Source organism: Microbacterium trichothecenolyticum, from assembly GCF_030818955.1.
GTDB classification, from domain to species: domain Bacteria; phylum Actinomycetota; class Actinomycetes; order Actinomycetales; family Microbacteriaceae; genus Microbacterium; species Microbacterium trichothecenolyticum_B.
On the sequence record NZ_JAUTBF010000001.1, the window covers coordinates 2,060,275 to 2,073,742 of the forward strand.

A 13,468-nucleotide genomic window follows, 5' to 3' on the forward strand; every position below is an offset into this window, starting at 1 on the left:
GCGGCTTCCCTCGAGCGGAGCGCCCATGCGGGCACGGTGGCGTTCGCAGTCGCGCGCGGACCCCGGCGCCCTCGCCGACGCATAGAATCCCTGGGTGACCGCACGCCTGCTCTACGTCTGCGCCCGGCCGCAGCGCACAGCGGCGGTGGCCGAGTGGGCGTCGTTCCGCGACGGCCTCGGGGTGGGCGATGCCGACCTCGTACACCACGACCTCGTGCGCGATCCCCTGCCCGACGACCTCGACCGGTACGGCGGCGTCGTCGTGGGCGGGAGCCCCTTCAACGTCACCGACCCCGACAAGACCGATGACCAGCGCCGGCTCGAGCGCGATCTCGAACGCCTCGCCGGGGCCGCCATCGACGGCCGGACGAACGCGATGTTCACGTGCTACGGCATCGGCGTGGTGACGCGACTCCTCGGCGGCGAGGTCACGCTCCTGCACCCCGAGGGCACGGGCCCCACCGACATCTCGCTGACGGTGGCGGGGCGCGACGACGAGCTCTTCGGCATCCTGAATCCCCGGTTCGAGGCGCTCACCGCGCACAAAGAGGGCACCGCGAGCGTGCCGCCCGGGGCGACGCTGCTCGCCGAGAACGACGCCTGCCCGGTGCAGGCCTATCGCGTCGGCGCCGGGCTGTGGGCGACGCAGTTCCACCCCGAGCCCACCGCCGACGCGTTCGTGGCCCGCATGGTCGTGTACCGCGACGCGGGGTACTTCGACGCCGATGCGTTCGACGAGGTGTCGGCGCACGTGCGCACCGTCTCGGTCGAGCAGCCGACGCTGCTGCTGCGCTCGTTCGCCGCGCGGGCCGTCGCCGCGTGAGGCTCTCGCACACGATGCCGGATGTCAAGCCCGCGCCCGTGACTAGCTAGCTTTTCTAGTGTTCTACCATGAACGCAGCAACTCCCCGCCGGGGTAGCGACCTCGCCCGCCAGATCGTCGTCCTCTCCGCAGTGTCGTTCATGCTCATCGCGGCCGTCATCGGAGCCGGCGCCTTCGGCAACTCCGCCGTGCAGAACCAGCAGGGCGGCGCACTCGACACCGACGGCTCGTATCTCGCCCCGGCCGGGCCCGCCTTCTCGATCTGGTCGGTGATCTACCTGGGCCTCATCGCCTACGCGATCTGGCAGGCCCTCCCCCGCCAGCGCGCGAATCCGCGGCAGCGCGCGCTCGGATGGCTGATCGCCCTCACGATGGTGCTGAACGGCTCCTGGCTCGTCGCCGCGCGCTTGGGCCCCCTGTTCTCGACCGTCGTGGTCATCGTGCTCCTGCTGGCGGCCCTCGGTTGGACATTCCGCATCGCCGTCCTCACCCGCGACCCGCGCGGCGGGGTCGTCGACGCCGTGCTGATCGACGGCGTCACGGGCCTGCACCTCGGCTGGGTCACCCTCGCCACCGTCGCGAACGTCGCGGCGTGGCTGACGACGATCGTCCCTCCGACGTGGGCGGACGCCGCGGGAGCCATCGGCGTCGCCGTCCTCGTCGTGGTGGGCGTGATCGGCCTGGCCATCGCGTGGCGCAGCTCGTGGCGCCTCGCGCCCGCGCTCGCTCTCGCGTGGGGCCTGAGCTGGCTCGCCGTCGAGCGGTTCACCGGTCAACCACTCAGCACCGCGATCGGCGTGGCGGCCATCATCGTCGCCGCGGTGATCCTGCTGCCCCCGCTGCTCGTGAGCGGGCTGCGGCTGCTGCGCCCCGCGGTCGACTGACGCCGACGCCCCGCATGTCCCGAGCGCGCCACCGGCGCGGACCGCGGCCGCGGAGTCAGAGAGCCGGACCCACGATCGCGCTGCCCCCCGCGGGCACCGTCACGGCACCCTCGGCGAGCGCCACGCCCTCGACCGTCGCCAGCAGCACGCGGGCATCGGACGCCACGGATGCCGAGGCCTCGGCGTCCGAGAGGTTCACGACGACCACGAGGTCACGCCGCCGCAGCTCGTAGACCCGGCCCCCCTCGGCCTCGCGAGCCGCAGCCGACAGGCCCTCGCGCGACGGGTCGGTCAGTTCGGGCCGCTCGCGGCGGAGCTTCGCCAGCTCGCGGTACAGCCCGAGCAGCTGAGCGTGGTCGCCCTCGCCCACCTCGTCCCAGTCGAGCTTCGAGTTCTCGAACGTCGAGGGGTCCTGCGGGTCGGGAACCGTGGACTCGTCCCACCCCATCTTCGCGAACTCCGCGATGCGGCCTTCGGCGGTGGCCTTGCCGAGCTCGGGCTCGGGGTGCGAGGTGAAGAACTGCCACGGGGTGGTCGCTCCCCACTCCTCGCCCATGAACAGCATCGGCGTGCCGGGAGCGGTGAGGGTCAGCACGGCAGCCGCCGCGAGACGGTCGTAATCGAGCGTCTGCGACAGGCGGTCGCCGGCGGCACGGTTGCCGATCTGGTCGTGGTCCTGCGCGAAGGTCACGAGACGCCAGGTGGGCACGGCATCCGGGATGGGCTTGCCGTGCTTCTCCTCACGGAACGACGAGTACGTGCCGTCGTGGAAGAAACCGCCCTCACTGACCTTGCGGAACGCGTCGAGGTCGGCGAAGTCCTCGTAATAGCCGATGGTCTCGCCGGTCAGGGCGACGTGCGCGGCGTGGTGCCAGTCGTCGGACCACTGCGCGGTCAGACCGTAGCCGCCCGCCTCGCGCGGGAGGATGAGCTTCGGGTCGTTCATGTCGGATTCGGCGATGGTCGTCAGCGGGATGCCGCGGTGCGCCGACAGGGCGTCGGTGCGCTCGGCGATCTCCTGGAGCAGGTGCGGCTCGCGGTGGTCGAGCAGCGCGTGCACGGCATCCAGACGGAGGCCGTCGACGTGGTAGTCGCTCATCCACATCAGCGCATTGTCGAGGATGTACGCGCGCACGGCGTCCTCGTCGAGGTTGACCGAGTCGCCCCACGTGTTGCGGCTGCCCTCGCGCAGGTACTCGCCGAACTCGGGGAGGTAGTTGCCCGAGGGGCCCAGATGGTTGTAGACGACGTCCTGGATGACGGCGAGGCCGGCCGCGTGCGCCGCGTCGACGAAGCGCTGGTAGGCCTCGGGCCCGCCGTAGGCCTCGTGCACGGTGTACCAGAGCACACCGTCGTAGCCCCAGTTCCACGTGCCGTTGAAGCCGTTGACGGGCAGCAGCTCGACGTGCGTCACGCCCAGGTCGACGAGGTGGTCGAGGCGGCCGATGGCGGCATCCAGGGTTCCCTCGGGGGTGAAGGTGCCGAGGTGCAGCTCGTAGATGAGGCCGCCCGCGAGCTGCTTGCCCGTCCAGGCGGTGTCGTTCCAGCTGTACACGCTCGGGTCGAACCAGGCCGACGCCTCGTGCACGCCACCGGGCTGCCGGCGCGAGCGCGGGTCGGGACGCAGGTCGTCGCCGTCGCCGAGCACGAAGCCGTACCGCTCACCGTCGGCGAGGTCGATGGCCGCGGTCCACCACCCGTCCGCCGCCGACTCCATCTCGACGTCTTCGGCGACCGTGTCGCCGCTGTCGTCGAGCCGGCGCAGCCGCACCCGCTCGGCTTTGGGGGCCCAGACCTCGATGCTCATGGTTCTTTCCTTCGCGTGGGGACGATCACAGACGACACGAGGCGGCATCCGCCTCGCAATCAGAAGATCAGCAGGGCCACCGGGTACACCGCCAGCAGATCGGCCAGCGGCACGGCACCGCCGGCGAACGAGCGACCGGTCAGCACGTCGACGACGGGGGTCTCGGGCAGCAGCACCACGGTGTCGCGCCATCCGCCTCCGGCCGCGAGGCTCACCGGCAGGCGGGTGGCCACCGCGAACACGCCGCCGCGGTCGAACGCGACGACGTGATCGGACGCCGCGCCCGCGGCCTCGAGCGGACGGTAGATCTCGAGCGGGTGATCGCGGCGCACCCGCAGCGCACGCGAGGTCACCAGCAGTTTCGCCGCTCCCGTGGCATCCACGGCCGGAGGCTGCGCGCCCGGCGCGTCGATGGCGGCGAGCAGGCGCGCCCGCTCGGCGAAGTCGACGGCGCGACGGTTGTCGGGGTCGACGAGCGACTGCTCCCACAGCTCCGAGCCCTGGTACACGTCGGGGACGCCCGCGCCGAGGATCTGCAGGAGCTTGGCCGACAGGCCGTTGGACCAGCCCGCGGGCGCGATCTCGTCGACGAAGGCGCGCACGCGCTCCGCGGCGGGCCCGGTGGCCGCGTCGACGACGGCATGCATGCGCTGCTCGAACGCCTCGTCCTGCTCCCACCAGCCGGTGACCTCGCTCGCCTCGCGCGCGGCCTTCTCGGCGTACGCGTGCAGGCGCTCGCGGTAGACCTTGAGGCCTTCCGGAGTGGATGCCGAGGCCGGCCACGCCCCCACGATCGCCTGCCACAGCAGCGCGTCGAACGGGCCGTGACCGGTCGAGGCGATCCCACGGAACTCCTCCAGGCGCGCCGCCCACCGGTCGGGGATCTCCGCCAGCACCGAGATGCGCGCGCGGGTGTCCTCGCCGCGCTTGGTGTCGTGCGTCGACAGCGTCGTCATGGCGGTCGGCCACGACGCGTGTCGGAGGGCCTGCGCGGTGTGGAAGCCGTCCACGTCGAGCGCGAACTGGCCGGGGTCGCCGCCCACCTCGGTGAGCGAGCCCAGGCGCGTGTAGCGGTAGAACGCCGTGTCCTCGACGCCCTTCGCCATGACGGGGCCGGTCGTCTGCTGGAAGCGCCACGCGATCTCGAGGTCGGTGTCGGCGAGCGCCGGCACGAGCTTCTCGATGACGTCGCCGAGCTCGGGGCGACGCACTTCGGCCTCGCCCGCAGCCGCATCGAGGTGCGCGCGACCGGCCGGCAGGTAGGAGCGATAGACGGGGAAGCACGCGAGGATCTCGGCGAGCGCGTCCTGCAGCGCCTCGGCCTCGAACTCCTCACGGAGCGTGGAGGGGAGGCCGCGGACGATGCGGCGGATCTCCGACACCTGGATGGAGTCGGCGATCCTGCGCTTGGTGTCGTGGATGAGCTCGTGCCACCCGGTCAGCGGTTCGAGGCCGCTGTCGACGCGCAGTCGCGCATCCAGGGCGTCCAGCGCCGCCTCGCCCGCGGGGTCGGTGAGTACGCGGTCGATCTCGGCGAGCGCGTCGTAGCCCGTCGTCCCGGCGGTCTTCCACCACGACGGCAGTGCTTCACCGTGCTCGAGGATCTTCTCCACCAGCACGTATCCGGCATCCTCTCCCCCCGCGCCCTCCAGGGCGACGGCGAGACGATCCAGGTATCCCCCGGGGTCGACGAGACCGTCGGGGTGATCGACGCGAAGACCGTCGGCGAGGCCCTCGCGCACCCAGCGCAAGATCTCGGCGTGCGTCGCCTCGAACACCTCGGGCAGCTCGACCCGCACGCCCGCCAGGGTCGTGACGGCGAAGAAGCGGCGGTAGTTGAGCTCGGCGGCCTCGTCTTGCCAGAACCGCAGCTCGAAGTTCTGCGCGTCGAGCAGGGCGCGGATGTCGGCGTCCGAACGTCCCGTTCCCGGAGCGACCGGGAAGACGTGGTCGTAGTAGCGGATGAGTCCGTCGGGCGCGTCCCCTGCCGGCGTCGGGTCGTACGAGATCTCGTCGACGACGGCGTCGAGGTGATCGCCCAGAACGGGCACGCGCACCTTGCCGCCCCCGAACTCCCAGTCGATGTCGAACGCCGTCGCGTGCGCCGAGGCGCGCCCCTGACGCAGTACGTCCCACCACCACGCGTTCGTCCGCGGCTCCGAGACGCCCATGTGGTTCGGCACGATGTCGATCAGGATGCCGAGCCCTTCGGCGCGCGCGGCCGTCGCGAAACGCTCGAGCCCCTCGGCGCCACCTCGCGCGGGATCGACCCGCGTCACGTCGACGACGTCGTATCCGTGGTCCGAACCGGGCGTCGCCTCGAGGATCGGCGACAGGTACGCCCACGACACCCCGAGGTCACCGAGGTACCCGGTGACCTCGGCGGCGTCGTCGAGGGTGAACGATTCGCGGATCTGCAGGCGGTAGGTCGAAAGCGGATGCCGCATCGCGGTCACAGCTCCGGCTTGGGCGCTTGACCCGGCAGGTCGTCGGTGCCGACCACCTGGATCTGCGCCGTCAGCGAGGCGGCCACCGAGTGATCGACCTCCGGCTCGGGAAGGTGGTGCTCGCGCAGCACGATGAGCGACTTCGGCTCGAGCGGCAGGGTCTCGCCGGGCGAGAGCGGCTCGGTGTTGGCGCGTTCCCCGGCCGTGTCGACGTATGCGTCCCATTCGGGGGCGTACTCGAACGCCGGCAGGTGGAAGTCGACCGGCTCGTCGCCCGCGTTGAACAGCACGAGGAAGTGATCGTCGCTAATGGACTGCCCGCGCCGGTCGCGCTCACGGATGCCCTGCCCGTTGAGGAACACCCCGACCGCGCGCCCGAAGCCGGAGTCCCAATCGTCGGGCTGCATGAGCGAGCCGTCGGGCCGCAACCACACGACATCGGGAATCGGCGCGCCCTCCTCCATCTTCACGGGCCGGCCGTCGAAGAAGCGACTGCGGCGGAAGGTGGGGTGCTGCTTGCGCAAGCGCGCGAGGGCGGCGGTGAACTCGATGAGCGGGTGGTCGATGCTGGACCAGTCCACCCAGGTGATCTCGTTGTCCTGTGCGTAGCCGTTGTTGTTGCCGCCCTGGGTGCGACCGAGCTCGTCGCCGTGCAGGAGCATCGGCACACCCTGACTCAGCATCAGGGTCGCGATGAAGTTCCGCTGCTGCTGCGCGCGACGCGTGAGCACCTCGGGGTCGTCGGTGGCACCCTCGACGCCCATGTTGCTGGAGCGGTTGTGCGATTCGCCGTCGTTGTTGTCTTCGCCGTTGGCGTCATTGTGCTTCTCGTTGTACGACACCAGGTCGCGGAGCGTGAAGCCGTCGTGGGCGGTGACGAAGTTGATGGATGCCACGGGGCGGCGGCCAGAGTGCTCGTACAGGTCGGCGGAGCCGGTCAGACGAGACGCGAACTCGGCGAGCGCCTGGGGCTCCCCGCGCCAGAAGTCGCGCACCGTGTCGCGGTACTTGCCGTTCCACTCGGTCCACTGGGGCGGGAAGTTTCCGACCTGGTATCCGCCGGGGCCGACGTCCCACGGCTCGGCGATGAGCTTGACCTGCGACACGATCGGGTCCTGCTGCACGAGCTCGAAGAATGCGGCGAGGCGGTCGACCTCGTAGAACTCACGCGCGAGGGTGGATGCCAGGTCGAAGCGGAACCCGTCGACGTGCATCTCGAGCACCCAGTACCGCAGCGAGTCCATGATGAGCTGCAGCGTGTGCGGGTTGCCGACGTTGAGACTGTTGCCCGTGCCCGTGTAGTCGGTGTAGTAGCGCTTGTCGTCGTCTTCGAGGCGGTAGTACGCCTCGTTGTCGATGCCGCGCATCGACAGGGTGGGGCCCATGTGGTTGCCCTCGGCGGTGTGGTTGTAGACCACGTCGAGGATGACCTCGATACCGGCGGCGTGCAGCGCCTTGACCATGGCTTTGAACTCCTGCACCTGCTGGCCGTGGTCGCCGGTCGAGGAGTAGGTGTTCTGCGGCGCGAGGAAGGCGATGGTGTTGTAGCCCCAGTAGTTCGACAGGCCCTTCTCTTCGAGGGTCGAGTCGTTGACGAACTGGTGCACGGGCATCAACTCGATGGCGGTGACGCCGAGCTTGCGCAGGTGATCGATGACCGCCGGGTGCGCGATGCCGGCGTACGTGCCGCGCAACTCCTCGGGAACGTCGGGATGCAGCTGGGTGAGGCCCTTCACGTGGGCTTCGTAGATGAAGGTCTCGGCGTAGGGGGTCTTCGGCTGGCGGTCGCCCGACCAGTCGAAGAACGGGTTCACGACCACGCCCTTCATCATGTGCGGGGCCGAGTCCTCGTCGTTGAACGAGTCGGGATCGCCGAACTCGTAGCTGAAGACGGCCTGTCCCCACTCGACCTGTCCCTCGACGGCCTTCGCGTACGGGTCGAGCAGCAGCTTGCTCGGGTTGAAGCGCTTGCCGTTCGCGGGGTCGTACTCCCCGTGGACGCGATAGCCGTATCGCTGTCCCGGAAGGATGTTCGGCAGATACGCATGCCACACGAACGCGTCGACGTCGATCAGCTCGTAGCAGGTCTCCTCGCCGTTCTCGTCGAAGAGGCAGAGCTCGACTTTCTCCGCCCCCTCGCTGAACAGGGCGAAGTTCGTCCCGTTTCCGTCGTAAGTGGCCCCGAGGGGATAACTGGATCCTGGCCATACCTGCTGCACGTCGCTCACGATAGACCAGCGTCGTTTCCGAAACGCGCCGGGGTCATCGCTGTTGACACTCGCGGCACCCCCGACTATGCGCGCGGGCCCGCTACGCGCGCTCGGGCGGATGCCGGAGCAGATCGATCCGCTCCCACAGGTAGCGCTCCAGCGGCATGTAGCCGCCGGCCGCGCTCCAGCGCACGAGCGCCTCGCCGTCGCGCACCGCGAGCGGGCCGGATGCCGCGCCCAAGGCATCGAGATCGATCGGGCGCCACCCGATGTGCACCGTGTCGCCCTCGGGCACACCGCCCCGCGCGGCAGCGGCCGACAGCTCGGCACGGCGGCGTTGCGATTCGGCGGCGAAACCGCGGCGCACCTCCGCGCGGGAGCGGACGATATCGCCGGTGGCGAGCACCCCGTCGTCGGTGACCAGGAGCACACCGAGATGCCACGCCGTTCCCCTCGGCACGATGCGCGGGGCTCGCGGGATGCCGAGCAGCCGGCGCCCCTCCTGCAGCTCGCCGAGCCGCTCGCGCGGCGCGGCGCCGAGGCGCTCCCGCGCCTCGACGAGCAGCCGACGTACCGACGACGACGTCATGGCGCTCCCCCGCCGTCGCGAGCGGCCTCGGCCGCCTCGACCGCGCGGGCCGCGTTCTTCGCCGCCCGCGCGGCCGCGACGCGCTCCTCCTCGCGCGCTTCGACGACGGCGTCGGCTGCCGCGGCGGCGGCCTCGGCACGGGACAGCTCCGCGCGCAGCGCATCGATGCGCTCGTGCGCGCGATCCGCGCGTTCGCGGGCGGCATCGAGCAGCTTCTCGGCGACGGCGCGCTCCCGTTCGGCGTCGGATCGCGCGCGCTCGGCCTCGCGCACCGCGCGCTCAGCCGACCTGCGCCGACGTCGCTCGGCCAGATCGTCCGCAGGCGCGAGCACGGGAACCGCGACCGGCATCGAGCCCGCGACCGCCCCGCCGAGAGCGTGGCCCTCGAGGTCGGCGAGGTCGATCGCCGCCACCAGGCGTCCGGTGAGCACTGCGGCGGCGACGGCGTCGTCGACCACCGCGGCATTGACGGTCTTCTCGACCGCGTCCGACATCGCGGGGCTCAGCGGCGTCCCCGCCGCGTCGGCCAGATCGCGGGCTCGGCGCGCGAGGGCCGACACCAGCTGTCGACGCTGCTTTCCGAGCCGGGCGAGCTCCGCGGCATCCAGATCGTCTTGAGCCTCGTGCAGGGCGCGCGAAAGCTCCACCGCCTCGCCGAGCTGCCCGTCGCGCACGAGCAGATTGACCGCCCAGGCGGCGACGGTGGGCTTGCGCAGCTTGGCGATGCGGCACCCCGCGGCGCCGCCGACCTCGGCTGCCCGGGCGTTGCGGGCGGCCGTGAAGCGGGAGGGTGGGAGCGCGAGGAGTTCGGCGGCCGCCTCGTCGAGGAGGGCACCGTCATCGCTCATCGTCCTATTGTGACGGGAGCGTCAGAGCGGGACCACCCCGGTCGGCGCTCCGCGGATCTCGCGGTGCAGCCGCTCCATGCGGGCATCGAGCTCGGCCGCGGTGTCGGCGGCGTTCTTCAGCTCGGCCAGCAGCTCGGCGGGGACGAGGCGGTCGTACTTGTAGTAGATCTTGTGCTCGAGGCTCGCCCAGAAGTCCATCGCGATGGTGCGGAACTGCACCTCGACGGGAACGTCCACGCGCCCGGTCGACAGATACACGGGGACCTCGACGATCACGTGCAGGCTCTTGTATCCGTTGGCCTTCGGGCGGGCGATGTAGTCCTTCACGTCGCGGACGGTGATGTCGTCCTGCTGCGTGAGCAGGTCGGACAGACGATAGGCGTCGTCGATGAAACTGCAGGTGATCCGGATGCCGGCGATGTCGGTGATCGCCGCGCGGATCGAGCCGAAGTCGGCCTCGACGCCCTTGCGCCTGACCTTGTCGACGAGACTGTCGGGCGACTTCACGCGGCTCGAGACATGCTCGATCGGGTTGTAGGCGTGCATCTCCTGGAACTCTTCGCGAAGGATCGAAATCTTCGTCTCGACCTCGGCCAGCCCGAAGCGATACTCCATGAGAAAGCGCTGGAATTCGTCTCTGAGGGCCCGCAACGCCGCACCGGAGACGGTGATCTGCTGCTCGTCCAGCGGGTCCGACATACGCCAGACGTTATCGCGCGCCCTTACGAGGGTGCTGGGAGCGTCACGTCCGCGGGGAGTCGGCGGCGCGCGGAACGAGCTCACCGTCGATGACATCGATACCGATCAGTTCCCGGAAGACGTCCGGGAGGTCGTCCGGATCGGCCGGTTCCGGGAGCCGAGGAGTGGGGGGATGTGTCACGGCGCCCTCCTTCCGTGCAATGCCCCCACGATGACAGAGCATCGGCGCCGAGCCGGGCGGTCTTGACACCCGACGATCGTGGGCGTATCTCGGTGCGAGCTCTCGCGTATCGTGAAAGGCATGGGGACCATCCATTACGGCGGAAGCAGCACTGTCATCCACATCGAGGACCGTGCCCTGGCCCACCTCAAAGTCGTCATCTCGACCAAGCTGCGGGCGGGGCGAGAGCTTCACCCTGTCGTGGCGTCACCGCGACGACGAGGAGCGGGGGCGCAGCACGCTGTGGTTGCACCCGGCGATCCCGCTGCGTTTCGTGTTCGACGACGCAGAGCCCGCCACCCTCAGCCGGGAATGGATCGAACGTCTCGCCGAGTCGGCGAACTCGTCGGGCGGGATCTTCCTCGTTCCCGAGGACATCGCCCCGACGGCCGACGCCGAGACCCGCTGAGTTCACCCCTCTTCGACGACGGCGTCTTCGCTGGGTTCGGGGGTGATGGCCAGGCCGTTCGGGCCCGACGCCGCGAGCATGAGGTCTTCGACCCACACGCGGTTGATCCGGGGCTGGCGACTGCCGTAGAAGTGGAACTGGATGGGAACCGACGGGTGCATCCAGAAGCTGCGGCGACCGCTTCCGTCGCCCACCTCGACGTCGAACATGAACGACTCGGAACGACGCAGTTTGTTCATCACGACGATGCGCAGATGCGCCAGCGTGCGGTCATCGATGTCGACGGCGTTCGCGACGGTGTCGTAGATGAATCTGCCCATGCCGACGAGCCTAGCCGAGGAACGCACCGGGGCAGCCGGTTCCGGGATGCCATGCGGCGGGGCGCGGAAGCAACCCCCGGGCACCGCTGGTTCACCCGCGACTACCGTGTCGGTGTGGGAACTCTTTACTACGGCGACGTCGCGACGCCGATCGAGATCGAGGACCGCGCGCTCGCGCACGTCAAGGTGGTCATCGCGACCAAGCTCCGCCGGGGAGAGAGTTTCACGCTGTCGTGGACGCACGGACCCGGCCAGGAGGTGGGTCGCAGCACCGTCTGGCTGCACCCGTCGATCCCGCTGCGATTCGTCTTCGACGAGCCCGAGCCGGCACTGCTCAGCCGGGCATGGATCGAGGACCTCGCGAACTCGGCGAATTCGTCGGGCGGTCTGCTGATCGTGCCCGAACCCGAGCACCCGCGCCCCTGAGTCAGACGGGCTGCTGTTCGAGGATCTCTCTCGCGCCCTCTTCGACGGCGGCGGGCACGACGAGCGGGCGACCAGCAGAGAACGCCTCCCACTCGCGCAGCACGATGGCTTCGACGTGGTGCGGATCGCGCGCCGGGTAGGCGGCGCGAAGGCGATCGACGACGAGACGGAACGAGCTCGCCGCAACCCCGTCGATCACGAGGGCGGCGTCACCCGGCGGCACGTCCCGCCGCAACTCGACAGCATCCTCGTCCATAGCGCCATGGTTTCACGACCGAACCCGTGGCCCTAATACTCCGAAGGAAAGTAGGACGCCTACCTTCTTAGACGCCGATCCACCGCTCGCCCTCAGCGCGAGGACGCGGCCTGCTCGGGGTGCGGGTCGACCTGGTCGACGGCATCCTGGAGACGACCGAGGCACGCGATGACGGCCGCACTCTCTTCCGGGGTCATGTCGACGACGGCCGCCATCATCCGCTTGTGCATCGTGCCCAGCGTCGCGCGGACTTCCTCGTCGCTGGCCGCGGTGGCGACGATGTAGATGCTGCGTCTATCGGTCGGGTGGGGCACGCGGGTGACATGACCCGACTTCTCGAGGCGGTCGACGATGGCGGTGGTGGATGCCGTCGAGACGCCGAGGTAGCGCGTCAGCTCGCTCGGAGACACCTGGCGCTGCTCCCCGGCGGCGCGCAACAGGTAGCGCAGGACGAGGAGTTCGTTCTCTCCCATCGACATCGACTCGCGAGTGCGGCGGCGCATGGCGACCTCGGCGGCGCGGTAGACGCGGAACGCCTGGAGAACCTCGACCGCGCGGCGACGGCGGTCTTCTTCGCTCGCGCCGTACCAGTAGTGCGACGACTCGGCCCCGTTCTCCACTTCGGCATCCTATGCCAGGACGCGCCTCCCAGCCCCTGCCCGGGACCGTGTGCGACGGGTACCATGGCAAGTAGAACGGCTGTCTACTTGATCGGCATCGAAGAAAAGAGAGACCCGAGACATCGCGGGAGGCGAAATGAGAGATGCAGCGTCGGCCGACGACGTCGTGCAAGCCCTCGCAGACCTCACCGAATCGGGGGCGGCGTCAGAGCGTGCCGCTCTCCAGTCGCTGGGCATCGGCCCCAACGACGCGAAAGTCCTTCGGTTCCTGTTGCAGCGACGACCCGATGACGATCCCGTCACGCCGCGGAAGCTGGCCGGGATGCTGGGAATCTCGTCGGCGGCCACGACCGCGCTCATCGATCGTCTCGCCGACGCGGGATGGGTGGAGCGGGAGCCGTACCCCGGAGACCGCCGATCGATCGTGGTGCGCGAGACCATCGACGAGGCCTCGCCCGCACGCCGGATCCTGTCGGTGCGCCGCACCTCCGCCGTCGCCGCCGCGGGGCGGCTGGGTCCCGCTGAGCGTCGCATCGTCGCCGACTTCCTCGAAGATATCGCCCGGGGCGAAACGCAAGACATCGATCGCATGTGCCCCGACGACGGCGCGTCCCGCACGACCTGACGCGCAGATCGAGCGGGACGCGGTGATCACCGACGGGGTTCAGCCGTTCGAGCGACCGGTCTCGGCCTGCAGCCGCTCGATCTGCTCCGAAGCTTCGGCCTTGTTGAGATCGGCGGGGATCTCCTCGCCGGCCTCGCGGGCGAGGGTGTCCAGGTAGCTGCGCTGCGGAGCGGTCATCGGCTCGTCACCGGTGACCCAGTCCGAAGGGTCCTTCTCAGCGGGATCGTCACCCTCGCGGACGGCACCCAGGGTCTCTTCTTCACGGGAGGAATCGCTCATGGCCCG

At 70.0% G+C, this 13,468-nt stretch carries 15 protein-coding genes and 1 pseudogene; 5 read left to right on the forward strand and 11 right to left on the reverse strand.

What is annotated here, in order from left to right; genetic code table 11:
* The first annotated feature begins 94 nt into the window (after positions 1-94).
* Both QE412_RS09840 and QE412_RS09845 read left to right on the forward strand, forming a co-directional pair.
* A complete protein-coding gene (locus tag QE412_RS09840; RefSeq protein WP_307482901.1) occupies positions 95-823 on the forward strand; it encodes a GMP synthase in 729 nt (242 codons plus the stop codon).
* A 68-nt stretch (positions 824-891) separates the two neighbouring features.
* Complete coding sequence (locus QE412_RS09845; RefSeq protein WP_307482903.1) at positions 892-1,707, forward strand: tryptophan-rich sensory protein; 816 nt, start codon at positions 892-894, stop codon at positions 1,705-1,707.
* Positions 1,708-1,762: 55 nt separating this feature from the next.
* On the opposite strand, the gene treZ is transcribed toward QE412_RS09845, so the two are convergent.
* The 7 genes from treZ to QE412_RS09880 form a co-directional block, all read right to left on the reverse strand.
* Entirely contained in the window at positions 1,763-3,514 is a 1,752-nt protein-coding gene (treZ, locus tag QE412_RS09850; RefSeq protein ID WP_307482906.1) for a malto-oligosyltrehalose trehalohydrolase, read from the reverse strand.
* A 59-nt stretch (positions 3,515-3,573) separates the two neighbouring features.
* Entirely contained in the window at positions 3,574-5,961 is a 2,388-nt protein-coding gene (gene treY / locus QE412_RS09855; RefSeq protein WP_307487160.1) for a malto-oligosyltrehalose synthase, read from the reverse strand.
* 5 nt (positions 5,962-5,966) lie between these two features.
* Positions 5,967-8,189, reverse strand: coding sequence for a glycogen debranching protein GlgX (gene glgX, locus QE412_RS09860; protein WP_307482909.1), 2,223 nt, complete (start codon positions 8,187-8,189; stop codon positions 5,967-5,969).
* A gap of 82 nt (positions 8,190-8,271) precedes the next feature.
* Positions 8,272-8,760, reverse strand: coding sequence for a glutaminase (locus QE412_RS09865; RefSeq protein ID WP_307482914.1), 489 nt, complete (start codon positions 8,758-8,760; stop codon positions 8,272-8,274).
* The gene (locus QE412_RS09870; RefSeq protein ID WP_307482917.1) at positions 8,757-9,608 is read right to left on the reverse strand and encodes a transposase; all 852 of its coding nucleotides are present in this window, start codon (positions 9,606-9,608) and stop codon (positions 8,757-8,759) included. The genes QE412_RS09865 and QE412_RS09870 overlap by 4 nt, the downstream gene beginning before the upstream one ends.
* A 21-nt stretch (positions 9,609-9,629) precedes the next feature.
* Positions 9,630-10,307: a GTP pyrophosphokinase gene (locus QE412_RS09875; RefSeq protein WP_307482920.1), complete on the reverse strand. Its 678-nt coding sequence runs from the start codon at positions 10,305-10,307 to the stop codon at positions 9,630-9,632.
* Between the two features lie 43 nt (positions 10,308-10,350).
* Complete coding sequence (locus tag QE412_RS09880; protein ID WP_307482922.1) at positions 10,351-10,488, reverse strand: hypothetical protein; 138 nt, start codon at positions 10,486-10,488, stop codon at positions 10,351-10,353.
* A 120-nt stretch (positions 10,489-10,608) separates the two neighbouring features.
* On the opposite strand from QE412_RS09880, the pseudogene QE412_RS09885 reads away from it, so the two are divergent.
* Positions 10,609-10,936: pseudogene (locus QE412_RS09885) on the forward strand (DUF7882 family protein).
* A 2-nt stretch (positions 10,937-10,938) separates the two neighbouring features.
* On the opposite strand, the gene QE412_RS09890 reads toward QE412_RS09885, so the two are convergent.
* The gene (locus QE412_RS09890; protein ID WP_307482924.1) at positions 10,939-11,256 is read right to left on the reverse strand and encodes a DUF7882 family protein; all 318 of its coding nucleotides are present in this window, start codon (positions 11,254-11,256) and stop codon (positions 10,939-10,941) included.
* Positions 11,257-11,370: 114 nt separating this feature from the next.
* Between QE412_RS09890 and QE412_RS09895 the strand changes: the two genes are divergently transcribed.
* Positions 11,371-11,682 carry a DUF7882 family protein gene (locus tag QE412_RS09895; RefSeq protein ID WP_307482927.1) on the forward strand — a complete coding sequence of 104 codons (312 nt, stop codon included), beginning with the start codon at positions 11,371-11,373 and terminating at the stop codon, positions 11,680-11,682.
* 1 nt (position 11,683) lies between these two features.
* Here the strand turns inward: QE412_RS09895 and QE412_RS09900 are convergent, their stop codons facing one another.
* Both QE412_RS09900 and QE412_RS09905 read right to left on the reverse strand, forming a co-directional pair.
* Positions 11,684-11,938, reverse strand: coding sequence for a three-helix bundle dimerization domain-containing protein (locus QE412_RS09900; protein WP_307482930.1), 255 nt, complete (start codon positions 11,936-11,938; stop codon positions 11,684-11,686).
* A 92-nt stretch (positions 11,939-12,030) separates the two neighbouring features.
* Positions 12,031-12,558 (reverse strand): MarR family winged helix-turn-helix transcriptional regulator, encoded by a 528-nt coding sequence (locus tag QE412_RS09905; RefSeq protein WP_307482933.1) that lies wholly within the window; start codon positions 12,556-12,558, stop codon positions 12,031-12,033.
* Positions 12,559-12,694: 136 nt separating this feature from the next.
* Between QE412_RS09905 and QE412_RS09910 the strand changes: the two genes are divergently transcribed.
* Positions 12,695-13,183 (forward strand): MarR family winged helix-turn-helix transcriptional regulator, encoded by a 489-nt coding sequence (locus QE412_RS09910; RefSeq protein WP_307482937.1) that lies wholly within the window; start codon positions 12,695-12,697, stop codon positions 13,181-13,183.
* A 39-nt stretch (positions 13,184-13,222) separates the two neighbouring features.
* Here QE412_RS09910 and QE412_RS09915 read toward each other — a convergent pair whose 3' ends face one another.
* Positions 13,223-13,462 carry a DUF3072 domain-containing protein gene (locus tag QE412_RS09915; protein ID WP_307482939.1) on the reverse strand — a complete coding sequence of 80 codons (240 nt, stop codon included), beginning with the start codon at positions 13,460-13,462 and terminating at the stop codon, positions 13,223-13,225.
* Between the last annotated feature and the right edge of the window lie 6 nt (positions 13,463-13,468).